General features: G+C 59.1%; 18 protein-coding genes. 13 read left to right on the forward strand and 5 right to left on the reverse strand.

Annotation, left to right across the window (positions count from 1 at the left end; translation table 11 throughout):
• Nucleotides 1-351 precede the first annotated feature (351 nt).
• The 5 genes from JQR86_RS15495 to JQR86_RS15515 all read left to right on the forward strand — a co-directional run bounded on the left by JQR86_RS15495 (nt 352) and on the right by JQR86_RS15515 (nt 5593).
• Nucleotides 352-831: an Lrp/AsnC family transcriptional regulator gene (locus JQR86_RS15495; protein ID WP_010797133.1), complete on the forward strand. Its 480-nt coding sequence runs from the start codon at nt 352-354 to the stop codon at nt 829-831.
• 257 nt (nt 832-1088) lie between these two features.
• The gene (locus JQR86_RS15500; RefSeq protein WP_197872211.1) at nt 1089-1544 is read left to right on the forward strand and encodes a (2Fe-2S)-binding protein; all 456 of its coding nucleotides are present in this window, start codon (nt 1089-1091) and stop codon (nt 1542-1544) included.
• 14 nt (nt 1545-1558) lie between these two features.
• Nucleotides 1559-3760: a molybdopterin cofactor-binding domain-containing protein gene (locus JQR86_RS15505; protein WP_434153850.1), complete on the forward strand. Its 2202-nt coding sequence runs from the start codon at nt 1559-1561 to the stop codon at nt 3758-3760.
• Nucleotides 3761-3769: 9 nt separating this feature from the next.
• Nucleotides 3770-5032 (forward strand): c-type cytochrome, encoded by a 1263-nt coding sequence (locus JQR86_RS15510; RefSeq protein WP_434153851.1) that lies wholly within the window; start codon nt 3770-3772, stop codon nt 5030-5032.
• A gap of 168 nt (nt 5033-5200) precedes the next feature.
• The gene (locus JQR86_RS15515; RefSeq protein WP_010797129.1) at nt 5201-5593 is read left to right on the forward strand and encodes a globin; all 393 of its coding nucleotides are present in this window, start codon (nt 5201-5203) and stop codon (nt 5591-5593) included.
• Between the two features lie 26 nt (nt 5594-5619).
• Here JQR86_RS15515 and JQR86_RS15520 read toward each other — a convergent pair whose 3' ends face one another.
• Nucleotides 5620-6231, reverse strand: a complete 612-nt coding sequence (locus tag JQR86_RS15520) for a pseudouridine synthase (protein ID WP_219650737.1) — start codon at nt 6229-6231, stop codon at nt 5620-5622.
• 120 nt (nt 6232-6351) lie between these two features.
• Between JQR86_RS15520 and JQR86_RS15525 the strand changes: the two genes are divergently transcribed.
• From JQR86_RS15525 to nhaD, 4 genes are all read left to right on the forward strand, one after another.
• On the forward strand, nt 6352-7401 hold the full coding sequence (locus JQR86_RS15525) for an MBL fold metallo-hydrolase (RefSeq protein ID WP_407362878.1): 1050 nt from the start codon (nt 6352-6354) through the stop codon (nt 7399-7401).
• 140 nt (nt 7402-7541) lie between these two features.
• The gene (locus JQR86_RS15530; protein ID WP_434153852.1) at nt 7542-8636 is read left to right on the forward strand and encodes a glycerol dehydrogenase; all 1095 of its coding nucleotides are present in this window, start codon (nt 7542-7544) and stop codon (nt 8634-8636) included.
• Nucleotides 8637-8715: 79 nt separating this feature from the next.
• Nucleotides 8716-10554 (forward strand): ABC transporter ATP-binding protein, encoded by a 1839-nt coding sequence (locus JQR86_RS15535; protein WP_407363343.1) that lies wholly within the window; start codon nt 8716-8718, stop codon nt 10552-10554.
• Nucleotides 10555-10690: 136 nt separating this feature from the next.
• Nucleotides 10691-12058, forward strand: a complete 1368-nt coding sequence (gene nhaD / locus JQR86_RS15540; RefSeq protein ID WP_407362876.1) for a sodium:proton antiporter NhaD — start codon at nt 10691-10693, stop codon at nt 12056-12058.
• A 42-nt stretch (nt 12059-12100) separates the two neighbouring features.
• Here nhaD and amn read toward each other — a convergent pair whose 3' ends face one another.
• The 4 genes from amn to JQR86_RS15560 form a co-directional block, all read right to left on the reverse strand.
• Nucleotides 12101-13576, reverse strand: a complete 1476-nt coding sequence (gene amn, locus JQR86_RS15545) for an AMP nucleosidase (RefSeq protein WP_010797123.1) — start codon at nt 13574-13576, stop codon at nt 12101-12103.
• An 86-nt stretch (nt 13577-13662) separates the two neighbouring features.
• Entirely contained in the window at nt 13663-15441 is a 1779-nt protein-coding gene (locus tag JQR86_RS15550; protein ID WP_407362875.1) for an ABC transporter ATP-binding protein, read from the reverse strand.
• Nucleotides 15434-17167 (reverse strand): ABC transporter ATP-binding protein, encoded by a 1734-nt coding sequence (locus tag JQR86_RS15555; protein ID WP_407362874.1) that lies wholly within the window; start codon nt 17165-17167, stop codon nt 15434-15436. Before JQR86_RS15555 ends, JQR86_RS15550 begins: the two co-directional genes overlap by 8 nt.
• A 43-nt stretch (nt 17168-17210) precedes the next feature.
• Nucleotides 17211-19610 (reverse strand): 7TM diverse intracellular signaling domain-containing protein, encoded by a 2400-nt coding sequence (locus JQR86_RS15560; RefSeq protein ID WP_407363342.1) that lies wholly within the window; start codon nt 19608-19610, stop codon nt 17211-17213.
• A 173-nt stretch (nt 19611-19783) separates the two neighbouring features.
• Here JQR86_RS15560 and JQR86_RS15565 point away from each other — a divergent pair, with 173 nt between their 5' ends.
• The 4 genes from JQR86_RS15565 to JQR86_RS15580 all read left to right on the forward strand — a co-directional run bounded on the left by JQR86_RS15565 (nt 19784) and on the right by JQR86_RS15580 (nt 23277).
• Nucleotides 19784-20581: a hydroxymethylpyrimidine/phosphomethylpyrimidine kinase gene (locus JQR86_RS15565; protein WP_026003714.1), complete on the forward strand. Its 798-nt coding sequence runs from the start codon at nt 19784-19786 to the stop codon at nt 20579-20581.
• Nucleotides 20578-21213, forward strand: coding sequence for a thiamine phosphate synthase (thiE, locus tag JQR86_RS15570; protein WP_010797118.1), 636 nt, complete (start codon nt 20578-20580; stop codon nt 21211-21213). The genes JQR86_RS15565 and thiE overlap by 4 nt, the downstream gene beginning before the upstream one ends.
• 10 nt (nt 21214-21223) lie before the next feature.
• Nucleotides 21224-22510: a glutamate-1-semialdehyde 2,1-aminomutase gene (gene hemL, locus JQR86_RS15575; RefSeq protein ID WP_150347998.1), complete on the forward strand. Its 1287-nt coding sequence runs from the start codon at nt 21224-21226 to the stop codon at nt 22508-22510.
• 224 nt (nt 22511-22734) lie between these two features.
• Nucleotides 22735-23277, forward strand: coding sequence for a tetratricopeptide repeat protein (locus tag JQR86_RS15580; RefSeq protein ID WP_010797116.1), 543 nt, complete (start codon nt 22735-22737; stop codon nt 23275-23277).
• Nucleotides 23278-23291 lie beyond the last annotated feature (14 nt).

The raw sequence follows: 23291 nt of genomic DNA on the forward strand, positions 1-23291 counted from the left end.
CGGATAGGCGGAGCACAGGCGTACACTTTTATCAGGCGCACAAAAAAGGAGGCTTTCGCCCCCTTCCGGAATTCTGTCCTCTGAGTCGCTTTTGGCGACTGCTGCGATCACACAGCCTTTTGGGCGGTGAGTGGCCCGGGAGCGGCACGACCTGATAGGTCGGCGGCATTATCGGCTTGCCCTCCTGGAGCTCACCGTTGGACTGTTCGTCCGGGCCATCGAAGTAATGAGTTCAGCTTAGCCCTGTTGCACCGACCAAAGTTTGCGTTTTTTGCTATATCCTCTACCGTTTAAGCAACAGAACACTAAAAAAACCTTTTAAACGCAATTTTCCAAAGGATTGGTTTCAAAATGGACAAACTAGACCGCTACGACTTACGTATTCTTGCCGAACTCCAGCGTGATGCACGCATCTCGAACCAGGAACTGGCAGAGCGCATCGGCCTGTCTCCTTCGCCCTGCTCACGACGGGTCAAGCAGCTGGAAGATGATGGTTACATTAATCGTCAGGTTGCTCTACTCGACCGCAAGAAACTGGGCCTTAGCCTGACAGTTTTCGTACTGATCGGCATGGACCGGCATACCCCTGAACGCTTCGAGCATTTCCAGTCGATCATTCGGCAGTGCCCTGAGGTGCTGGAATGCAGCCTGGTGACCGGCATGGATGCGGACTATCAGCTCAAGGTGGTCGTTCCGGATATGGACCACTACCAGAAACTGCTGCTGGGCACCCTGACCCGTATAGAAGGCGTTTCGAGCGTGCGCTCAAGCTTCGTTCTCAACCAGGTCATCTCCAGTACCGAGCTGCCGCTTGAGCACCTGCGTGGCTGAGTATCGTCGCGATTTACATGGACCTGTCTGAGGCCGCGGATTTGCACGAATTCGATGCCGATGCTGGTGTTTCTTGCCAGAAGATGGATAAATCAGATTTATTTATCTAAATTTTTCCAAGGGCACGGAATGAAGCACCGCTCATTCTGTCCTGAATAAACCAACGATCGACTCGCAGCCCTTCCCGTCGGCATGACCTTGTCCGGCGGCGTTCCGGCATGACGAGTCGACTGTCCTACCGTGCTCATGAGGTTGCAATGCTTACGCTCAACATCAACGGGGCCGACCATCAGGTCGACGTCCCCGACGACATGCCCCTGCTTTGGGTTCTACGTGATGTGCTGGGAATGACCGGCACCAAGTACGGCTGCGGAATCGCACAGTGTGGCGCTTGCACGGTTCATCTGGACGGTACGGCTGTTCGCGCCTGCGTCCTGCCTGTGAGCAACATTGCACAAGGCCAGAAGATCGTAACCATCGAAGCCGTGGGCGAGTCCGACCTGGGCAAGAAAGTGCAGGATGCCTGGCTTGAGCATGAAGTCGTGCAGTGCGGCTATTGCCAGTCCGGCCAGATCATGTCGGCCGTGGCGCTGCTGTCCCAGCACCCAGATGCAGGCGATGCTGAAATCGATGCGGGCATGTCCGGCAATATCTGCCGCTGCTGTACCTATACCCGTATCCGCGGCGCGATCAAAAGCGTTTCCCAGGCTTGAGCGGAGCACACTCCATGACCAAGAATGTATCGGCGCAGGCCATAAGCCTGTCGCGCCGCAAGCTGCTTCAGGCCAGTGGTATCGCCGCAGGTGGTTTGCTGTTGGCAACCGCACTGCCTTTTTCCCGCCGCAGCTATGCCGAACAGTATGTCAACAAAGGGCCAGAAGACGCACCGCTGGACACCCCTACGGCCTTGGGAGCGTTTCTTCGGATAGGCCATGATGGGCAGATCACGCTGATTTCGCCCAAGATCGAAATGGGCCAGGGTGTACAGACCGGTTTTGCCATGATGGTAGCCGAAGAGTTGAACGTTACTCTGGATCAGGTCAGGGTGCAGGAAGCACCGCCAGACGAAAAACTGTATGGGGACAAGCTTCTGGGCTTTCAGGCCACCGGCGGTTCCTCATCGACTCGCAGCAACTGGCAACCCCTGCGGGAAGCCGCTGCGGCGGCACGCGTAATGCTGATCCAGGCCGCGGCCAACCAATGGAAGGTGTCGCCGGATGAATGCCGCGCCGAAAATGGCAAGATCATCGGCCCTGGCAATCGCGAACTGGCCTACGGCGCGCTGGTGGATGCAGCTGCCAAACTGCCCGTTCCGGAAAACGTCCCGCTCAAAAAGCCGGAAGACTACAAGGTCATCGGCCAGCCGCTGCGCCGCCTTGATACGCCTGGCAAAGTAGACGGCTCCGCCAAGTTCACCATCGACCTGCACGTGCCAGGCATGAAGATCGCTACTGTCAGCGCCTGTCCGGTCGTGGGTGGCACGCTTGCCTCAGTGGATGACCGTCACGCTCGTGCGGTTCCCGGTGTCAGGGATGTGGTCAAGCTGGAAAATGCCGTTGCCGTGATCGGCGATCACATGTGGGCAGCCCTTAAAGGCTTGAAGGCGCTGGAGATCCAATGGGATCTGGGCCCGAACGCCGGTATCGACTCCGCCCAGATCGAACGCGCCCTGCATGCAGCCTTTGATCGCGAAGGCGCCATTGCCGCCGAGGTTGGCGACATCAACAAGGCCATTGCCGGTGCGTCCAGCAAGATCGAGGCGGAATACGAGATGCCCTTCCTGGCTCACGCCACGCTGGAGCCCATGACCTGTGTGGCCCAGGTCCGCGAGGATGCCTGTGAACTATGGGTCGGCACCCAGGTGCCGGTTATGGCCCAACAGGCGGCTGCCAAGGCAACCGGCCTGCCGCCGGAAAAGATCATCGTCAACAACCAGCTCATCGGTGGAGGCTTTGGCCGTCGCCTGGAAGCGGACTTCATCGGTCAGGCCGCAGCCATAGCCAAGCAGGTCGACTACCCCATCAAGCTGGTCTGGACGCGTGAAGAAGACACCGCCCATGACCTGTACCGTCCTCATTATATCGACCGCTTCAGCGCAGGCCTGGATGCCAACGGCATGCCAGTGGGCTGGTCGCATACCATTGTCGGGGCCTCGGTCATGGCGCGGTTTGCGCCAGCCGCCGTACCACCCAATGGGCTGGATGCCGACGCAGTAGAGGTTTCCAACAAACCCGTCTACTCGCTTCCAAACCTCAGAGTCCGTTACGTCCCTGAAGCGCCCAAGGCCATTCTCAACTCCTGGTGGCGTGGGGTAGGCCCGCTGCATGGCGCCTATGTGATGGAAAGCTTTATCGATGAGCTGGCCTACGCAGCCAAGCAGGACCCGGTCGATTACCGGATGAAGCTGCTCGGCGAGCATCCCCGTGCGCAGGCGGTACTCAAGCTTGCCGCCGAAAAAGCCAACTGGAGCCAGAAACTGCCAGCGGGCCATGGTCGGGGAATTGCCGTACAGGAAGTCTTTGGCAGCTACCTCGCTACCGTAGTGGAAATGCAGGTCGATGCGCAGAACGGCATCCACATCACCCGCCTGATCTGTATTGCAGATTGCGGCGAGGTAACCAATCCGACCTCTGTTCACTCTCAGCTGGAGGGCGGCACGCTGTTTGGCCTGTCTGCTGCGCTCTACAACGAGATTACCGTCAAGGATGGACATGTGGAACAGAGCAACTTCCACGACTACCGGCAGTTGCGCATGAGCGATGCCCCACCGGTCGAGACGCACATCATTCCAAGCCATGAAATACCTGGCGGGATTGGAGAGGCCGGTACCGCCATGATTGCACCGGCTCTGGTCAATGCTCTGTATGCGGCAACCGGCAAGCGCATTCGTCGTCTGCCGGTAGTTCGCGCCGGTTACCACGTGGCTTAAGGAGCTCCTATGAATCGTTTCACTTCTATCTGGGGCACCATGACGCGTACGGTGTTGAGCAGCGTGGCGCCTGTAGCGCTGGCCCTCACAACGCTGTCTGCCCAGGCTGCTGACGAGGCCACGGTCCAGCGCGGCGAATACCTGGCCCGTGCAGCTGACTGCGTGGCCTGTCACCTTGACGAGAACGGCGGTAAACCGTTCGCTGGCGGTCGTGGTTTCAAGCTGCCGTTCGGTATGCTGTATTCCCCCAACATCACGCCGGACAAGGAAACCGGGATCGGCACCTGGAGCGATGACGACTTTGTCAGCGCCATGCAGGAAGGCGTCGGCAAGGACGGCAAGCACTACTATCCAGCCTTTCCCTATACGTCTTACACGCTGATGTCGCGGGAAGATATTCTGGCGATCAAGGCGTATCTGTTCAGCCTGGAGCCCATCAGGCAGCCGAACAAGGAAAATGACATCAGCTTCCCCTTCAACCAACGCTGGGGAATGATGTTCTGGAACATGATGTTCAACCCGAACGAGCGCTTCGAGCCGGACCCGAGCCAGTCGGCTGAATGGAACCGCGGTGCGTATCTGGTGGAAGGTGCGGGGCACTGTGGCGAATGCCATACCCCCCGTAACATCTTCCAGGCGCGTGATAGCTCGCGAAACCTGGGTGGCGCGGTGATCCAGGGCTGGAAGGCCTACAACATTAGCGGTGACCAGAAGACCGGCATCGGTGCCTGGCCGGACGAGGCCCTGGCCTCTTACCTGTCTACAGGCCATGCCGAAGGGTATGGCGTTGCGGCTGGCCCCATGGCCGAAGCCGTCAATCACAGCCTGCGCTTCCTGACGCCTGAGGATATCCGCGCTATGGTGGTGTACTTGAAGTCGGTCCCCAGTCAGCCGTATGGATTGATGCGACCGGAGCCCAAGGCGCTGTCATCTGACGCACCGGCCAAAGGAAACAACCCGCTGGGCCAGAAGGTGTTTGCCGACGCCTGCGTCAGCTGTCACCTGTGGGATGGTTCGGGCCGGCAGAGCACCTTTGCCGCGCTTAGTGGCCTGCGCACGGTGAACGATCCAGAGGCAACCAATCTGATGCAGGTCCTGCTGGGAGGAGACAAGCTGGAGAATCCCCACGGCGATCACTTCATGCCGGGCTTTGCCCGCGGATACTCCAACCAGGAGCTGGCGGCGGTCACCAATTTTGTCTTGGAGCATTTCGGCCATGCCCAGGGCGAGATGACGGCTGACGAGATCGAGAAGCGTCGTCACCCCGAATAAGCCATTCACCTGCCGGCCGTGCCTCATACAGGGGCACGGCCAATAACCCTCCATATCAAAAGGCCTTTAAGACTATTGTCTTAACCTGATAGGCTTGCCACCCGTTTACACTTCGCTCCCCATCCGCTGTACCCACAAACGTGGACGAAACACTCGCAAGGACTTGCCATGAAACCCGCCGACCAGGTGATGCAGAGCTACGGCCGCTGCTGCGCCAGCGCTGACTTTTTCGATGACTTCTATACCCGCTTTCTTGCCAGCTCGCCGCTGATCCGCGAGAAGTTCGTCAATACCAACATGCAGGCCCAAAAGCAGCTCTTGCGACAGGGCATCATGAACCTGGTCATGGTGGCGCGCGGAATGCCGGATACCAAGTTGCGCGCGCTGGGCGAAACCCATTGCCGCCATCAGATGGATATTCGCCCGGAACTCTACAGCATCTGGGTCGATACCTTGCTCGCCACCATTTCAAGCCACGACCCGCAGTGCACGGACGAGACGCTCAAAGCCTGGCGGGACGTGTTGAACGAAGGCATCGCGGTTATTACGTCACATTACTGATCGCTACAGCTGATCCGCTGGCGTGGTTACAGCCGCGCCGGCACCTCGCGCCATTCACCCGGCGCCATACCCTCCAATGCCCAAGGGCCGATGCGTACTCGCACCAGACGCAATGTAGGCAGGCCGACGGCTGCCGTCATGCGACGTACCTGCCGGTTGCGGCCTTCACGAATCACCAGTTCCAGCCAGGCCGTTGGAACACTCTTGCGAAAGCGTACGGGAGGGTTTCTCTCCCATAGTTCCGGCTCCTCCAACAGGCGCACCTCTGCGGGAAGCGTCGGTCCGTCATTCAGCTCGACGCCTGTTCGCAGCGTTTGTATCTGTTCTTCTGTAGGGGCGCCTTCCACCTGAACCCAATAGGTCTTGGGCAGTTTGTGCCTGGGGTCGGCAATGCGTGATTGCAAGCGCCCGTCATTGGTCAGGAGCAGCAGCCCTTCGCTGTCGCGGTCCAGCCGTCCTGCCGGATAAATGCCTGGAATCGGAACGAAGTCCTTGAGCGTAGCCCGCCCGTCCCCATCGGAAAACTGGGTCAGCACATCAAATGGCTTGTTCAACAAGATCAGCCGCGGCTCGGCCGGCGGGGCCTTGGCAACACGACGAGGACGCGGGGTTTGAGGGGAGCGGTAGGAACGAGGCATGATGAAGACTGGCACTTGAGGCACGGGCACGTTAAAAACGCGGTGCAACGATAAAAGATATCCGCGAGTGTACCGAAAAACCGGCACTCGATTTTCACTTACCGGCAACGTGAGTCCTTCATGAGAATCTTTCGCTCCCTCTGGCTGGTCAACCTTCTCGCTCTTGCAGGCTGTGGCGGCCCGGAATACAAAGGCCCGCCTTCGGATCACTTCGACGGGCAGCAGTTTTACAACCAGGAGCCCTTTACCAAAAAGAGTTTCTGGACTCTGATCAAATGGCAGCTGACCCGCGAGCGTCCCGAGTGGGTCTGGCAGGCGCTTCCGCCGCGCCAGGAGGAGCTGCCCGAGCGCGTGACAGGCGATGACCTGCGTGTTACCTACATCAACCATGCCACCCTGCTCATTCAGTACCATGGCTTGAATATTCTGACCGACCCGGTCTGGTCCGAGCGAGTTAGCCCGTTCAGCTTCATAGGTCCCAAGCGCTACCATGACCCAGGCGTAGCATTGGAAAAGCTTCCACCTCTTGACCTGATCTTTGTCAGCCACAGCCATTACGATCATATGGACTTGGCAACGCTTCGCCGTCTCGCCGAGATCAACCCGCTCACGCCCGTCGTCACGCTGCTGGGAAACGCCGAGTTGATCCGCAAGGAGGCCGGCTTTGGCACTGTAACGGAGATGGACTGGTGGCAGAGTCAGCCCCTGAACCAGCAGGTAACCTTGCATATCGTGCCTTCACAGCACTGGTCGGCCCGCACCCGCTTCGATACCAACCGTACCTTATGGGGCGGCTTTGTACTGGAGTCCGCCAGCGGTCCTGTCTACTTCCCCGGCGATACCGCATGGGGCGGGCACTTCCAACGGATTCACGACCGTTTCGGTCCCATGCGCTTCTCGGCGTTGTCCATCGGGGCCTATGAGCCACGCTGGTTCATGGTGTCGAGCCACATGAATCCACAGGAGGCAGTAGCCGCACACAAGATTCTTCACTCCAGCACCAGCATGGGCATTCACTTCGGTACCTTCCCGCTCAGTGACGAAGCCCAGTTTGCGCCTCCCCAGGACCTTGCCAAGGAGCGCGAAGCCCAAGGACTGCCGGAAGAGGCCTTCCGCGCACCGCTGCCTGGCGAGAGCTGGGCAGTGCCCGTCATCACGGCTGGACACTGATAGTCCAGGGCGCGGCGGTAACTCCTCCGCGCCTTTCATCCAGCGATAGACGCTGATGCCAACAGCGTTGATTCAGGACAATAGCGCGCCCTCCCAAACGCTCCATAGTCAGGCTAATCCACTTCAGAGGAGCCTGCCCCATGCTCACGACGGCGATTTTCCCTTCCCGCTATGTTCAAGGTAACGGAGCCTTTAACCACCTGGGTGAGGAGCTTGCACGCTTCGGTAAACGTACCCTGGCCCTTCTTGACCCCTTTGCCGACGACCATCTGGGGGCAGCGCTCGACAAGGCCTGTCAGCATCAGCTCGAATGCCAGCGTATCCGCTTCAACGGCGAGTGCAGCGCCGAGGAAGTCGCACGGCTGGCTGGGGTGGCACGTCAGCACCTGCCTGACTCTATCGTCGGGATCGGTGGTGGCAAATCACTCGACACCGCCAAGGCGCTGGCCCACGAACTGAACATACCTGTGGCCGTTGTGCCTACCCTGGCCTCTACCGATGCTCCATGCAGTGCGCTTTCAGTAATCTATACCGCAGAAGGTGCTTTCAAGCGCTACCTGTTTCTGCCGCGAAACCCGGATCTTGTACTGGTAGACACCGGTATCATTGCCCAGGCCCCTGCGCGCTTTCTGGTATCAGGAATGGGCGACGCCATGGCGACCTGGTTCGAGGCAGAAGACTGCCGTATCCGCGGCGCTGGCAACATGACAGGAAGACCCGGCCCTCTCACCGCCTATGCCCTGGCACGCCTGTGCTATGACACGCTTCTGGAATATGGCCCACTCGCACTGCATGCCTGTCAGCAACAGGTCGTCACGCCAGCCCTGGAGCATATCGTCGAAGCCAATACCCTTCTTTCCGGACTAGGCTTCGAAAGCGGCGGCCTGGCAGCTGCTCACGCGATTCACAATAGCTTCACCGCCCTGCCCCAGACCCACAGCTACTGGCACGGCGAGAAGGTTGCGTTTGGCGTATTGACCATGTTGATCCTGAGTGGCCGCAAGCCTGCCATCATTGATGAAGCCTTCACGTTCAGTCAGCGAATCGGCTTGCCGCTTACTCTGGCAGATATCGGTCTGGCCAATGCGTCTGATGCAGACCTGCTCAAGGCTGCGGAACTGGCCTGCGCGGAAGGGGAAACCATTCACAACGAGCCCTTCAGGGTCGATCCGCTTTCGGTAGTTGCTGCCATGAAGACAGCCGACGCCGAGGGGCGTTTTCGCAAGCAGGCCTGATGATTAACTGGCAGACGCCATAACGATCATGGCAGCATTCCTGACGGATTTCCCCGCCAGGAATGCACTCCAATACCCCATGACAGCCATACCCCCTGCGCCGCGCCAGCCTTGGCGACACCGGGCGCTCAGCCTTTTTCAATACAGCTCACGGGCATTGGGCCTCGTGTGGTCGACCTCTCCTGCCCTGACCCTGGGACTTGCCCTGGCTACCGTGGTAGCAGGTGTGTTGCCAGCGCTGGCCGCCTGGCTCGGCAAGCAGATCGTGGATTCGGTCGTGGCGGCCATGCAGTTGCATCAGACACAGGGGAACGCTCTACTGTCGCCCGTGCTCTGGCTGTTGGCCATGGAAGCCGGCGTGGTCGCCCTGATCGCAGCGGCGCAGCGGGGCCTCTCCGTCCAGCAGTCCTTGCTGCGCGTCTTGCTGGGGCAAAAGGTCAACCTGATGATCTTGGAAAAGGCCCAGCAACTGTCACTGGTCCAATTTGAAGACTCGGAATTCTACGACAAGCTCACCCGCGCCCGCCGCGAGGCCTCGATCCGCCCGCTCTCCCTGGTCAACAAGCTGTTCAGCCTGATGCAGAACGGTCTTTCACTGATCAGCTTTGCCATCCTGCTGATTCATTTTTCACCCTGGGCGCTGCTTATCCTGGTGGTCGGGGCATTGCCTGTCTTTTTTGCCGAAGCCAAGTTTTCGGGTGATGCCTTTCGCCTGTTTCGGCGGCGCTCCCCTGAAGCACGCATGCAGGGTTATCTTGAAGCGGTCCTGGCGAGGGAGGACCACATCAAGGAGGTCAAACTTTTTGGTCTTGCGCCACGCCTGCTCCAGCGCTACCGCGATATCTTCACTCAACTCTATGCCGAAGACCGGGCCCTGACGATCCGCCGGGATATCTGGGGCTTTCTGCTCGGTCTGCTTGGAACACTGGCGTTTTATGCCGCATATGTCTGGATCGTGGTAGACACCGTACAGGGGCGCATCAGCCTGGGCGAAATGACCATGTATCTGCTGCTGTTCCGACAGGGCCAGGCGGCAGTGAGCAGCAGCCTGACCGCCATCAGCGGCATGTATGAAGACAACCTCTATCTGTCCAACCTGTATGAATACCTCGAACAGTCTGTGGCCGCTGAGCATGGCAGCTTGAAACAAGGCAATACCCCAGGCGATGGCATCCGCTTCGAGCAGGTCAGCTTTCATTACCCAGGCGCCTCCCGGGCCGCCCTCGAGGGGATTACGCTGCACCTTCGGCCTGGCGAAAGCCTGGCGCTGGTGGGCGAGAACGGCTCAGGCAAGACCACACTGATCAAACTGCTCACCCGGCTCTACACACCTAGCGAGGGCCGTATCCTGCTGGACGGCAGCGACCTTCAGGAGTGGAACACAGAAGCCTTGCGGCAACGTATCGGTGTGATTTTTCAGGACTTCATTCGCTATCAGTTCAGCGCTGGCGAAAACCTGGGCGTGGGCGATGTCGAAGCCTTTGACGACGAGCAGCGCTGGCAGGAAGCAGCCGAACGTGGACGCTCTAGCGACTTCATCGAGCGGCTCGACCAAGGCTATCAGACACAACTGGGTCGCTGGTTCAAAGGCGGGCAGGAACTGTCAGGCGGACAATGGCAAAAAATCGCACTGTCACGCTCTTACATGCGTACCCAGGCCGACATTCTCGTACTCGACGAACCTACGGCTGCCATGGATGCTGCCGCCGAGGCAGAGGTTTTCGAGCAGTTTCGTCAGCATGCCCAAGGCAAGATGACGATCCTGATCTCTCACCGATTCTCTACGGTTCGCTCGGCTGATCAGATTGTGGTCCTGGAGCATGGCCGTATCATCGAACAGGGACGCCACGACGCGCTGGTCGCCCAGGATGGCCGGTACGCTCATCTATTCCAGCTGCAGGCCCAGGGGTATCGATAGGCCGTTTGACGACCCGAGAAGCAATCCTTTTTGTGCCTTTTTCTTCATTTTTTGAAACATATAAGGCATCCTCGGCGCCCTCCCTGTAATGATTGGAAAAGGTTTCGACCTGACTCCCTGCCCTGGAAAGCCGCTCATGTATGTCTTCATGGCCTTAACCTTCGTGCTCGGATACCTCTGTATCGCCTGCGAGCACACCTTGAAAATCGATAAAGCCGCCTCGGCGCTGCTAACAGCCGTTGTCAGTTGGACGCTGCTGGTGCTGAGCGCAGATCAAATCCTGCCGCATCTGCAGCCCGGCAGCGACAACACTCATTTCGTGGTCGAGGAGCTGCGCCACCACCTGGGCGAGGTCTCGGAGATCCTGTTTTTCCTGATGGGCGCCATGACCATCGTCGAACTGATCGATGCCCACGAAGGCTTCACGGTCATTACCGACCGTATTCGTACCAACAAGCGCGTCAGCCTGCTATGGCTGGTAGGCCTGATCACGTTCTTCCTGTCTGCCGCGCTAGACAACCTGACGACTACCATCGTCATGGTTTCCCTGCTGCGCAAACTCATTGCCGATGCTAAGGAGCGCTGGTTCTACGCCGGGATTGTGGTCATTGCCGCGAATGCGGGTGGCGCCTGGTCACCTATTGGCGATGTAACGACTACCATGCTATGGATTGGAAACCAGATCTCGGCCAGCGGTATCGTCATGAGTCTGTTCCTTCCCAGTCTGGTCTGTCTGCTCGTTCCCTTGGTGCTGCTCAGCTTCAGGCTCAAGGGCGAAGCCGAGCGACCGGCACTGGATGAGCATGAGAACAATGCGAATCCAACCACTCCGTTCGAGCGCAACCTTGTCTTTGCTCTGGGCATTGGCGCCCTGCTCTTTGTGCCGATCTTCAAGACCGTGACACACCTGCCGCCTTACATGGGTGTCCTGCTGGGCCTTGGCGTACTGTGGGTCGTGACTGAAATCATCCATCGCGGCAAGAACGATGAAGACAAGCACCCGCTATCCGTGATTGGCGTACTGCGCCGGATCGATATGCCAAGCGTATTGTTTTTCCTGGGTATTCTGCTGGCAGTCTCCAGCCTGGCGACAGCGGGCCACCTTGTGCAGGTCGCCACTTGGCTGAAAGACGGCTTAGGCGATGTCTATGCCATCAATATCGCAATCGGTCTCCTGTCATCGGTGGTCGATAATGTACCGCTCGTAGCAGGCGCCATGAAAATGTATCCGCTGGTCTCCCCTGAAGCGCTGACGGCGGCCAGCTCAGCTGATGCCGGCTGGCTCACCCATTTCCTGGCCGATGGGCGATTCTGGGAAATGCTGGCCTATTGCGCCGGTACAGGCGGCAGCTGTCTGATCATCGGCTCAGCCGCTGGCGTAGCAGCAATGGGCATGGAGAAGATCGACTTCATGTGGTACCTGAAACGCATCAGTCTGCTGGCGCTATTGGGTTACCTAGGCGGTGCCGCCACTTACATCGGCCTGGCCAGTCTAGGCGTATAAGAAAAAAGGCCAGCTTTACGCTGGCCTTTTTGTTTTCAGGTATCAACGGAAAGGCGGTTCGTCAAAGCTGCGCAGCTTGCGCGAGTGCAGCGAGTCCAGTTGCGCTCGGAGCAGGTCCAATGCCGCGATACCGATTGCCAGGTGCTGACTTACGGCTCGCTCGTAGAACGCATTGGCCGAGCCCGGCAGCTTGATCTCGCTGTGCAGGGGTTTGTCTGACACACACAGCAAGGTGCCGTACGGGACGCGCAGTCGATACCCTTGAGCCGCAATAGTGCCGCTCTCCATATCCACCGCAATGGCGCGGGCCAGATTGATGACAGGCCGCTCCTGCGCCCATCTCAGCTCCCAGTTACGGTCGTCATAGGTCAGCACTGTGCCGGTTCGCAGCCGGCGCTTGAGCGCCTCGCCACGGTCGCCCGTCACCTGAGCTGCCGCTTCTGCCAGGGCCACCTGCACTTCGGCCAGGGCCGGGATTGGTATGTGAGGCGGCAATACACGGTCCAGAATGCCGTCACGACGCATATAGGCATGCGCGAGTACGTAATCGCCGATGTTCTGTGACTGCCGCAGCCCGCCACAGTGGCCGATCATCAGCCAGCAGTGCGGGCGTAAGACGGCCAGATGATCCGTAATGTTCTTGGCATTGGATGGCCCCACCCCGATGTTTACGAGGGTAACGCCATGACCATCCGCGGCGATCAGGTGATAGGCCGGCATCTGAAAGCGATGCCAGGCGATACCGCCAATGATGGACTGGGCCTCGCCATCATCCAGGCCGCGCTCGATGGTGACATTACCCGGCAGCACCATACGCACGAACCGAGGATCGTCCCGCAGCTGCTGTAAGCCATGACGAATGAATTGATCGACATAGCGGTGGTAATTGGTCAGGAGAATCCAGGGCTGCACATGGCGCCAGTCACTGCCGGTATAGTGCACGATACGACGCAGGGAAAAGTCCGTCCGGGCGGCATCGAACAGCGATAGGGGAAGAATGGTTTCCTGCGCCCAGTCATACAGGCCATCGGCGATATCGTCGTGGGCGGCGGACAGGTCGGTACTGGGAAAGACGCGCGCCAGCTCGGCGGCCGTCACGCCCGACCCGGCCAGTTCATCCCCCTGCTCCACCACATAGGGATAGGGGATATCCTGCTCGCTCGGCCCCACCTCGACCAGAATGTCGTATTCCGCCATGAGCGGTTCGAGCTGTTCAAGCAGGTATTTGCGAAAGGCAGCCGGGTGCGTAACGGTGGCCCGGTAAGTACCCGGAAGCTGCACCTTGGCATAGGCCCGCGTGGTAGTCGGCACCGCCTGGGAGGAGCGGTAGCACAGACGGATCTCGGGATACCGGAACAGCTGTCGCTCGGCCTCGGTCGGCTCGATACGATCCTTGAGGTAGCGCTTGAGCGCACTGCTCAAGGCTTGGGTTGCCTGCTGATGCAGCGCAGCCAGCCGATCCACCGCCTCGCTAGCCGAATGGGCTGCAACAAAACCATCTTCGAACGTCTGAGGCATGCACGATTTCCTTACTCAAGAATGAACGAGGCAATCTGGCTCCTGCGTCGACTCATCAGCAGGCCAGACAGCCCCTTTGCCAGCATTTAGTCAGAGAGTAGCTGAGTTGGATCACGGTTATCTGACAATTGCTCAGAATCCCTGCGCTGATTCCACAGGTGATGATAATGCCCTTCGGGGTTGGCCAAGAGCTGCGCGTGATTCCCCTCCTCCACCAGCCGCCCTTGCCGCAGCACAATGATGCGATCGGCATCACGGATCGTCGAAAGCCGGTGCGCCACTACAATCATGGTCACCTTGCCGCGCAAATCATGCAGCGCTTCCTGCAAGAGCGTTTCGGTTTCACTGTCGATACTGGCCGTCGCCTCATCCAGCAGCAACACCTTGGGCTGGCGCAGCAGGGCTCGCGCCAGCGCCAGCAATTGCCGCTCACCCGTGGAAAGCGTAAAGCCACGTTCACCCAGCCGGGTTTCCAGCCCCTCGGGCAACCGTGCAATCAGGGGAGACAGGTGAGCATCATCAAGCGCCTCCTGAAGACGCCACGGCTCTGCCTCACTGCCCAGCAGCAGGTTATCGCGCAAGGTGCTGGAACGAATGAATGGCTCCTGCGGTACGGTAGCAATGGCGGCTCCCAATGCCTCAGGCGTCAGTTTTGATAGCTCACGGCCATCCAGTAGGAGTTGGCCACCCGTTACCGGCTGCAAGCCGGCCAGAAGGTCAAGCAGCGTCGACTTTCCGCTGCCGGTCGGCCCGACGATCGCCAGGAACGTGCCGGGGGCAATCTCCAGATTGATATCGCTCAACGTGTCGTGATCCGCACCTTCATGGCGGAAGCGAACCTGTTTGAGCTCAAAGCAGGCTTTGTCCACCGGCCGGCTATCAGTACCCTGTAGTGCCTGGGCCTGATCGAGCAGATTAAGCAGTCGCGTACCGGCAACGCTCGCCTGCTGATAGAGATTGAACCGCTGAGTGATTTCCATCAGTGGCTCGGTCACTCGCCCCAGGTAAGTCACAAAGGCGTACATCACCCCGATCTCGGCTCCTCCACCCAGGTGATTCAGACCATAGGTCAGGAGCAATACTGCCAGCACAATCACGCTCACCAGATCGAGCGCCGAACGCAAAAGCAGGCCCGAGAAACGTACCGTACTGATTCGTGCCTCGTACTGTTGCTGGTTAAGATCATGGAAGTGCTTGCGGAACGGCGCGGTCTGGTTGAAGGCCTGGATAATAGCCATTCCGCCAATCGCCTCATTGAGACGCGCGCTCTGCTCGGAGCGCAGCGCCCTCACCCGCATGGCAGCCGGCCCGCTCAAGCGTTGATACAGCCAGACGATAAAGGCGGCCGCCGGGATAAGCAGCATGGCGATCATCATGAGATGGACATTCATCAGCGCCATGGCCACCAGAATGCCGATCAGCAGCACAATATTGCCGACAATGGTGCCCAAAAACGCGACATAGAGTTCACGCAGGGCATCTGTGTCATTGGTTACCCGCGCGACCAGCTCCCCGGTTGCCGTACGGTCATGAAAACTCTGCGGCAAGTGCAGAACATGGCGGAACAACCGCCGACGCAGCAGCAGTACCGTATCCATGGCGATGCCGGCAAACCGCAGGCTTTGCAGGTAACGCCCGAGTGCGGCGAGCGCCTGGGTTACTACATAGATCAGGAACAGTACGATCAGGGGCTCAGCCCGCAGATCGCCAGGCACCAAGTAGGTATCCAGATAATGTTTAGTTAGCCAGGGGCCCATCACGTCCATGACAGTTGCCCCAATCAGGATAGCCACAGCCGCCATCAGCCGGCGCGGATTGGCCAGCACCGGCCCCAGCAGCAATTTGATAACACGATGCTTAGGCATGTTCGCCTCCTGCCTGTTGCAGCTGCCAGAGTCGGGCGTAGACACCACCCTGCGCCAGCAACTGTTCATGCGAGCCTCGCTCGGCGATACGGCCCTCCTCCAACACAATCAGCTGATCAGCCTCCCGTACGGCAGACAGACGGTGGCTCACAATGATGCGCGTCCGATTGCCCAGGCGAGCCAGCGTCTCGAGCAGACGTGTTTCGGTCGCGGTATCAACGGCCGACAGCGTGTCATCCAGCAGCAGGATAGGCGCATCGGATAACAGTGCACGTGCCAGGGCTACTCGCTGTCGCTGGCCTCCAGACAATGTCACACCGCGCTCACCTACCGGCGTTTCAAGCCCTTCGGGGAGCTGATTGAGGTCTGTGGCAAAGGCCGCGTCGGTCAGAGCGCCCCGGATCTGCTCGGGTGTAGCCTCAGGTCGTCCAAGTGCAACGTTTTCAGCCAGACTGCGGGCAAACAGGAAAGGATCCTGGGGAACGTATGCAAACTGAGCCCGTAACGCTTCCAGTGAGTACGCCTCAAGAGGATGATCGCCCAGGCGAATCTCGCCGTCCGTCAAAGGGTACTGACGGAGCAGCAGCCGCAGCAAGGTACTTTTCCCGCTGCCTGTGGCGCCCACAATGCCCAGCGTACTTCCTGCCGGAAGCTCGAAGTGAATATCCTGCAACGCAGGCGTCTGGCCTTGAGGATAGACAAAGGAAGGAATATTCACGCTCAACGTCGATCCGGGCTCGGGCGTCAGTGTCCCCTCGTCTCGGATGCTTTCTACGGAGGCAAAAAACTCCCGCAGGCGACGCCCTCCCGCCTCTCCGCGCTGGAGGATATTGAGGCACCAGCCAATGGCAAACATTGGCCAGATCAGTTGTACAAGGTAAAGGCTGAAGCTGGTCAGCTGTCCTAGCGTAATGGCGCCCTGCATGTAGCGTCCGGTGCCCACGATCAATGTCAGCAGCGTGGCGCAGCTTAGCGCTACGAAGATGATGGGCTCGTACTTGGCTTCGGTTCGCTGAACAGCGTAATCAGCCTTAGCCGCCGCACGGGCGCGCTCGTCAAAATCATCCAGCTCCGCTTCGATCAGCGCGTTCTGTCGCAGCATACGCAGCCCGCTCAAAGCCTCCTGAGTGCGATCATTGAGGTCTGAGAAGCGCTGCAAGGTCTGCCCGAAGCGTTGCTGAACCCGCTTCGCCACGTGGTAGAACCCCCAGGCCATGAACGGAAACGGCAGCAGGGCCATGAACGCCAACGGCGCATCGATACCGACCAGCATGACTGCCAGTACAAGCACCAGGGTCATGGCCCCGTCAAAACTGGACAACACGCCCTCACCGGCAGCCATCTCTACTGCATCGATATCCTGGGTAGCCCGTGCCAGTAGATCGCCCGTACGACTCGCCTGAAAAAAGCCGGGATCCAGTCGGGTAAGCTTGGCGTAAAACGCATCGCGCAGCTCCACGCCTACCTTGTACGCGGTTCCGAACAACCGTACCCGCCAGTGATAACGAAGCACATAGAGCCCAAGACCAACCACCGCCAGCAGGGCGACACGCCCTAGCAGCTCCGTTTGCCCAAGCTCACCGGCCCGTAGTGCATCAATGGTTTTGCCTACCCACCAGGGCAGCGTCAGATTCAAGAGGCCTACGCCCAACAGGCAGGTGATTGCCCCGCAATAGGCCAGTCGATGGCGAAAGAGAAAATCGCGCAGTAACGTCCAAAGCGCCATGTAAAGAAATACCTGAACATAAGTAGCTGCCCAGTATAGCCCTCTATGACGTCTGAACCGGAGCCTGACAGAGCAGCCAATCCTGTAGAAGAGTTTGCAGTTCGCCCAGCCTGACCGGCTTGGCCAGGTAATCGCTCATCCCGGCCGCCAGGCAACGTTCCCGATCACCGTGGTGTGGATGGGATGACAACGCCAGCACCGGCAACTCCTCGCAATCGGGCAATGCCCGAATGGCCCGACAGATGGCAAACCCATCCATGACCGGCATCTGGCAATCGAGCAGGACGGCATCTACCGTTACCTGATCCAGGAGTTCAAGTGCCTGAGAGCCGGAATCGGCAGTCCGCACCTGATACCCCAGCCGGAGCAGCATGCCACGCAGGATCATCTCGTCATGAGCATTGCTCTCCACGATCAGAACCGTGCAATTGGCGGGCTGCCGTGTCGTCAGCACACAGGCGCGGCGCGCAGGTGCCGGCAGCGCCACACGCCCCGGTAGCGGCAAGGTAATAGCCATGCGAAAGCGACTTCCAGTCCCCACCTGCGAGGAATGGCTGAGCGTTCCCCCCAGGAGATGGATCAGCTTGCGACACAGGGCCAGGCCAATTCCCAATCCGCCATAGCGGCGCGTCAGGGAACCATCGAGCTGATGGAAGCGCTGATAGAGCTGCTCGCTCTGCTCCGGTGTAAACCCGATACCCGTATCGACCACCTCAATCAGCAGCGGCTGGCGATAAGCATCTGCCTGCGCATCCGGATGCGCCTGTACGCGCACCGTTACCGATCCTTCATGCGTGAACTTAATGGCGTTTTCGATCAGATGCCCCAAGGCTCTGGCCAGCTTTGGTGCGTCACCTTCCAGGGTATCGGGCAATGCCGGGTCGATCTCCACCTGGAACGCCAGACGCTTGGCCTCGGCACTCGGGGTATAGCGCGTACGCAAACTGTCAAAGAGTCCATGCAGACTGAACGGCACCCGTCGAGCCACCTGCTTGCCGGCACGCAGTTCGGTGAGGGTCAGGATGTCATCCACCATGCGCATCATTGCTCGCGCGGACTCGCTGGCGGACTGGTGGTACTGCTCCAGCTCCACCGTCATGGGCTGCGTCTGGATCAGTTCCAGCGAGCCGATAACGCCGTTCATGGGCGTTCGCAACTCATGGGTCACGGTAGCCAGAAACTCATCCTTCAAGCGATTACTGTTGGCCAGCTCTTCGTTCAACCGCTCCAGTGCACGGCGAGACTCTTCGAGAATCCGCGCCCGTTCCTCGCGCATGGCATTGATCCGGTCAGCCAGAGCCAACGAAAGCAAGGCTACCTCAAGCGCCGAGCCAATCTGGCTCGCATAGACCGTGAGGAAGTTATAAGGCAACAGACCGGCTACCATCAGAATATTGGCCAGCCCGCCAAGCAGGAAAATCGACCATGCGATGATGAAGTAACGCGCGGTACGCATACCATCGAACCAGGCCCGGATACCGGCCGTGAACACGACAAAGATAAAGATCAGTGCCAGGAGCGTGGCCAACCGCATCGCCGTCGCGTAGTCACAGGTCAGTGACGTCAGGACGCACAGGCAGGCCAGTAGGATCAGGCCCTTCATGCAGAGGTCGATTCGACGACTGTACTGGCGGGTCTGCAGGAAATGTCGGGTGAACTGGCTACCAAAGATACCTGCCATGCCGACAAAGAATGGCGTTGCGATGTTGGCCCAGCGAGGACTGTCCGGCCACAGGTACTCGGAGCCGGTCCCGTTGATCGACAGCAGATAGCAGCCGAACGAGCCGACATAAAAGATGTGATACAGATAACTGGGATCGCGAACGCTGAGGAAAATGAGCAGGTTGTAGAGCATCATCACCAGCAGAACACCGTAGATGATACCTAGCAGATAAACACGTGCCGGCTCGGCCTCGATAAACGCCCTGGTGGTCCAGAGCACCAGCGGGGCCTGAACGGACCCCTGACTTTCAACCCGCAGATACAGCCGCTTCGTCTCTCCCGGTGCAAACGACAGCGGATACAGATAGCTGCTGTGCCGAATCAGACGGCTGCTGAACGGCAGTGTATCCCCCATGCGCTGGGCCAATCGGTACACACCTTGCGCATCGGGTGCGTAGATATCATAGCGGTCAAGTGGTGGGTAGGAGAGTTCGAGCAGCCAGCTTTTGGGCCCAATGCCGGCCTTGGGTCGATACGCAAGGTCCAGGCGAATCCAGTAGGCCGAGCGTGAATAACCGGCCCCAAAAACATCTTCGCCATGCCGGATAAAGCTGCCACTTAATGCCGGTGATGTGATGTCTTCGATAGTCGATGTGCCACGAACATCCTCGAATACCTCAATCGACTGTCCGAGGGACAATCGTTCGATCGACTCATCGAACTCAACGGCCTGTACCCACCAGGGCCATGCGAGCAGAATGAAAAAGAACCAGTTGCGCATATAAAAGGCTTCGCCAGAAAAGCCCGCAGGCAGCATCATGCACAAACTGCCCTCTCGTGCGACGCATCCCTTCAAGCATTGAGTTAGGTGCGGCACTCTATCACAGGCCGGCCCAGCAGCTACACTGCCGACCGGAGCCTTTGTTCAGCCTGTTTAGTGATAAGCTTTTTGCCATGAATACACACAACGCTCGTCCCGTCGTCCTTTGCCTTTCCGGTCATGACCCCAGCGGCGGCGCTGGTCTGCAGGCAGACATCGAAGCCCTGATCGCCCAGGGCTGCCATGCGGCACCCGCCGTCACCGCGCTGACCGTTCAGGATACGATCAACGTGTCCGACTTTCGTGTACTGGACCGTGCCTGGGTGATGGCCCAGGCCAACGCCGTGCTGACGGATCTTCCTGTCGCAGCCGTCAAGCTGGGCATGCTTGGTTCTATCGAAATGGTTGAAACAGTACTGGATATCCTCGCGGATCATCCACAGTTGCCACTGGTGTGCGACCCGGTGCTACGCGCCGGTGGTGGTGGAGCCCTTGGCAAGGATGAGGTGGGTTATGCCATCCGCGAGCGGCTGTTGCCGCGCGCAACGATTGTCACGCCTAACCTCCCCGAGGCCCGCATCCTGGCCGAGCTGCCGGAAGGGACGGCAGACGCGTGTGCCGACAAACTTCTCCCCTACTGCGAGCATTTGCTCATCACCGGCGGTCATGGTGACGAGCAGGAAGTGCACAATCGCCTGTACACCCGTGACGGGCATCAGGAAACCTTTATCTGCCAGCGCCTTCCCGGTAGCTATCACGGTTCGGGCTGCACGCTGGCCAGCGCACTGGCCGGTCGGCTGGCTTTGGGAGAAGCCCTGCCCAGCGCAGTTCGCTCAGCTCTGGACTACACCTGGCGCACCCTGCGTGATGCCGAGCGTCCCGGCCGCGGCCAGTATATTCCCCGTCGCCTGCCACTGGACTTCTGCTCATGACTCCACTGCGTGGTCTGTACGCCATTACCGACAGCCAGCTCCTGGCCGACGACAAGCTTCTCCCCTATGTGGAAGCCGCATTGAAGGGCGGTGCTCGCCTGATTCAATATCGGGACAAATCCAGCGACCAGGTCCGCCGTCGGGACGAAGCTCAGGCACTGTCCGAGCTGTGTAGACGCCACGGCGCAGACCTCATCATCAATGACGACCTTGAGCTTGCACTCCAATTGGGTGTGGGCCTGCATCTGGGGCAGGAAGATGGATCCCTCGCCGAAGCACGCCAACAGTTAGGTCAGGCGGCAATTCTAGGAGGTACCTGCCATGCCCAGCTGGCCCTGGCGGAACGCGCTGTCCTGGAAGGCGCCAGCTACATCGCCTTTGGTCGCTTCTTCAACTCAAACACAAAACCCGGCGCACCGGCGGCCACGCCTGAACTGCTGATCGAGGCGCAACGCCGCTTCACCGTGCCGGTGTGCGCCATTGGAGGCGTTACCCTCGACAATGCCCCCTCACTGATCGAGCGTGGAGCCAGTCTGATTGCCGTCATTCATGCATTGTTTTCCGCGCCTTCTGCCGAAGAGGTAGAGCGCCGCGCCCGGGCATTCAGTGCACTGTTCAACCCCATTTCGTAGAGAATTCGCCATGTCACGCTCCGAAACACTGTTCGCCGATGCCCAGAAGCATATTCCAGGTGGCGTCAACTCCCCAGTTCGCGCCTTCAAAAGCGTGGGCGGCACGCCCCTTTTCTTCAAGCATGCCGCAGGCGCCTATGTCATCGACGAAGACGACAAGCGTTACGTTGACTATGTAGGCTCCTGGGGCCCGATGATTCTGGGGCATAGTCATCCCGACGTACTGGATGCTGTGCGCCGCCAGCTTGAACATGGTTTGTCCTATGGCGCACCAACTGCCATGGAAACCGAAATGGCCAATCTGATCTGCCAGCTGGTGCCCTCCATGGAAATGGTGCGCATGGTCAGCTCAGGCACCGAAGCCACCATGAGTGCCATTCGCCTGGCACGTGGATATACCGGTCGCGACACCATCATCAAGTTTGAAGGGTGCTATCACGGCCATTCGGACAGTCTTCTGGTAAAAGCGGGCTCTGGTGCCCTCACCTTGGGCGTTCCCAGCTCTCCTGGCGTACCCGCTGCGTTTGCCCAGCACACCCTGACCCTACCCTACAACGACCTGGACGCCGTCAAGGAAACCCTGCAGAAAGTAGGCGCGGATATCGCCTGTATCATTGTCGAGCCCGTGGCCGGCAACATGAACTGCGTACCGCCTGCCCCCGGCTTCCTGCAGGGCTTGCGTACCCTGTGCGATGAACATGGCGTGGTGCTGATTTTTGACGAGGTCATGACTGGCTTCCGCGTTGCCTTGGGTGGTGCCCAGGCTCATTACGAAATCACACCGGACCTCACCACGTTTGGCAAGATCGTGGGTGGAGGCATGCCTGTCGGGTGCTTTGGCGGTAAGCGCGCCATCATGGAAAAGATTGCACCGCTTGGCCCGGTCTATCAGGCCGGCACGCTGTCCGGTAACCCACTCGCCATGGCAGCTGGCCTGACGACGCTTAAGCTCATCAGCCGTCCCGGCTTCCACGACGAGCTGACCGCCCTGACAACCCGTCTGCTGGATGGGTTGCGCGAACGTGCCCAGGCAGCAGGCGTTCCGTTCGTTACCACCCAGGCAGGCGGCATGTTCGGCCTTTATTTCAGCACGGCAGACGACATCGTGACCTTTGATGACGTTATGGCCAGCGACGTCGAGCGCTTCAAGCGCTTCTTCCACCTGATGCTGGACGGTGGCGTCTATCTCGCACCCAGCGCTTTCGAAGCCGGCTTCACCTCCATTGCACATGGCGAAGCGGAACTCGACATCACGTTCAAGGCAGCCGAACGTGCCTTTGCCGCGCTGAAAAACTGAGTACCGCCTATCGATGGTTTCGCTTGTAGGCAAACGGAGCGGAACCATCGTTTGCAATGAGCCTCTCAGTTTGAAACAGCCGATATCAGGCAATTACAAAAAAAGTTCATCGTAACTGCGTAAATTTTTTGTAAGGTGGTATCGGCTTCACTCATAATGTGCGAGCCGGCGCGTTTCGCCGGTCGGGTTTCCAGAAAAACCTGCCTCGATCCTGGAGGCGTTCCATGCACCGCGCCGGCCGTTTCATCATTACCAGCTTGCTCCTGTTCCCGCTGCTCGCCTTTGCGGGCGGTAATTCCCTGCTCATTCCCAGCACCAGCCGCTGCAACCTCAATGCAGCCCCGGAAGAGCTTCCGCAAGCCCTCTCCAAGTGCCAGCAGACTGCCCGCGCCGGTGATGCGCAGGCGCAATATGAGCTAGGCAGCTTTTACTACGATGGCAAACAGACCCCAAAGGATTTGAATCAGGCTCGTATCTGGTTCGAGCAGGCTTCGCTGAAGGGCCATGCTGATGCGCAGTACCGATTGGGCACCATGTTTTTCCGTGGCGAAGGTGTTCAGGCCAATACCGTGCAGGCCTATATCGTACTCAAGATGGCTGCCATCAACGGCTCGGAAGACGCCATGGACACCGCGGATCTGGTAGCTGAGCAGATGAGAAGGGATGAGCTGGAAATTGCAACCCAGGTGCTGGGTCAGATTTTCAGGGACTACCTGCAGGATTTGCAGACGGCAGGCACCGGAAATCCTTTTGCGCCTCTTCCCTGACAAACCGGTAGACG

This window comes from Pseudomonas sp. JZ134 (assembly GCF_051027695.1).
Taxonomy (GTDB): Bacteria; Pseudomonadota; Gammaproteobacteria; order Pseudomonadales; family Pseudomonadaceae; genus Chryseomonas; species Chryseomonas luteola.

Bases quoted from the DNA above. Each gene is read 5' to 3' on its own strand.
- JQR86_RS15495 (WP_010797133.1), top strand. From the start codon at position 352: ATGGACAAACTAGACCGCTACGACTTACGTATTCTTGCCGAACTCCAG.
- JQR86_RS15500 (WP_197872211.1), top strand. From the start codon at position 1,089: ATGCTTACGCTCAACATCAACGGGGCCGACCATCAGGTCGACGTCCCC.
- JQR86_RS15505 (WP_434153850.1), top strand. From the start codon at position 1,559: ATGACCAAGAATGTATCGGCGCAGGCCATAAGCCTGTCGCGCCGCAAG.
- JQR86_RS15510 (WP_434153851.1), top strand. From the start codon at position 3,770: ATGAATCGTTTCACTTCTATCTGGGGCACCATGACGCGTACGGTGTTG.
- JQR86_RS15515 (WP_010797129.1), top strand. From the start codon at position 5,201: ATGAAACCCGCCGACCAGGTGATGCAGAGCTACGGCCGCTGCTGCGCC.
- JQR86_RS15520 (WP_219650737.1), bottom strand. From the start codon at position 6,231: ATGCCTCGTTCCTACCGCTCCCCTCAAACCCCGCGTCCTCGTCGTGTT.
- JQR86_RS15525 (WP_407362878.1), top strand. From the start codon at position 6,352: ATGAGAATCTTTCGCTCCCTCTGGCTGGTCAACCTTCTCGCTCTTGCA.
- JQR86_RS15530 (WP_434153852.1), top strand. From the start codon at position 7,542: ATGCTCACGACGGCGATTTTCCCTTCCCGCTATGTTCAAGGTAACGGA.
- JQR86_RS15535 (WP_407363343.1), top strand. From the start codon at position 8,716: ATGACAGCCATACCCCCTGCGCCGCGCCAGCCTTGGCGACACCGGGCG.
- nhaD (WP_407362876.1), top strand. From the start codon at position 10,691: ATGTATGTCTTCATGGCCTTAACCTTCGTGCTCGGATACCTCTGTATC.
- amn (WP_010797123.1), bottom strand. From the start codon at position 13,576: ATGCCTCAGACGTTCGAAGATGGTTTTGTTGCAGCCCATTCGGCTAGC.
- JQR86_RS15550 (WP_407362875.1), bottom strand. From the start codon at position 15,441: ATGCCTAAGCATCGTGTTATCAAATTGCTGCTGGGGCCGGTGCTGGCC.
- JQR86_RS15555 (WP_407362874.1), bottom strand. From the start codon at position 17,167: ATGGCGCTTTGGACGTTACTGCGCGATTTTCTCTTTCGCCATCGACTG.
- JQR86_RS15560 (WP_407363342.1), bottom strand. From the start codon at position 19,610: ATGCGCAACTGGTTCTTTTTCATTCTGCTCGCATGGCCCTGGTGGGTA.
- JQR86_RS15565 (WP_026003714.1), top strand. From the start codon at position 19,784: ATGAATACACACAACGCTCGTCCCGTCGTCCTTTGCCTTTCCGGTCAT.
- thiE (WP_010797118.1), top strand. From the start codon at position 20,578: ATGACTCCACTGCGTGGTCTGTACGCCATTACCGACAGCCAGCTCCTG.
- hemL (WP_150347998.1), top strand. From the start codon at position 21,224: ATGTCACGCTCCGAAACACTGTTCGCCGATGCCCAGAAGCATATTCCA.
- JQR86_RS15580 (WP_010797116.1), top strand. From the start codon at position 22,735: ATGCACCGCGCCGGCCGTTTCATCATTACCAGCTTGCTCCTGTTCCCG.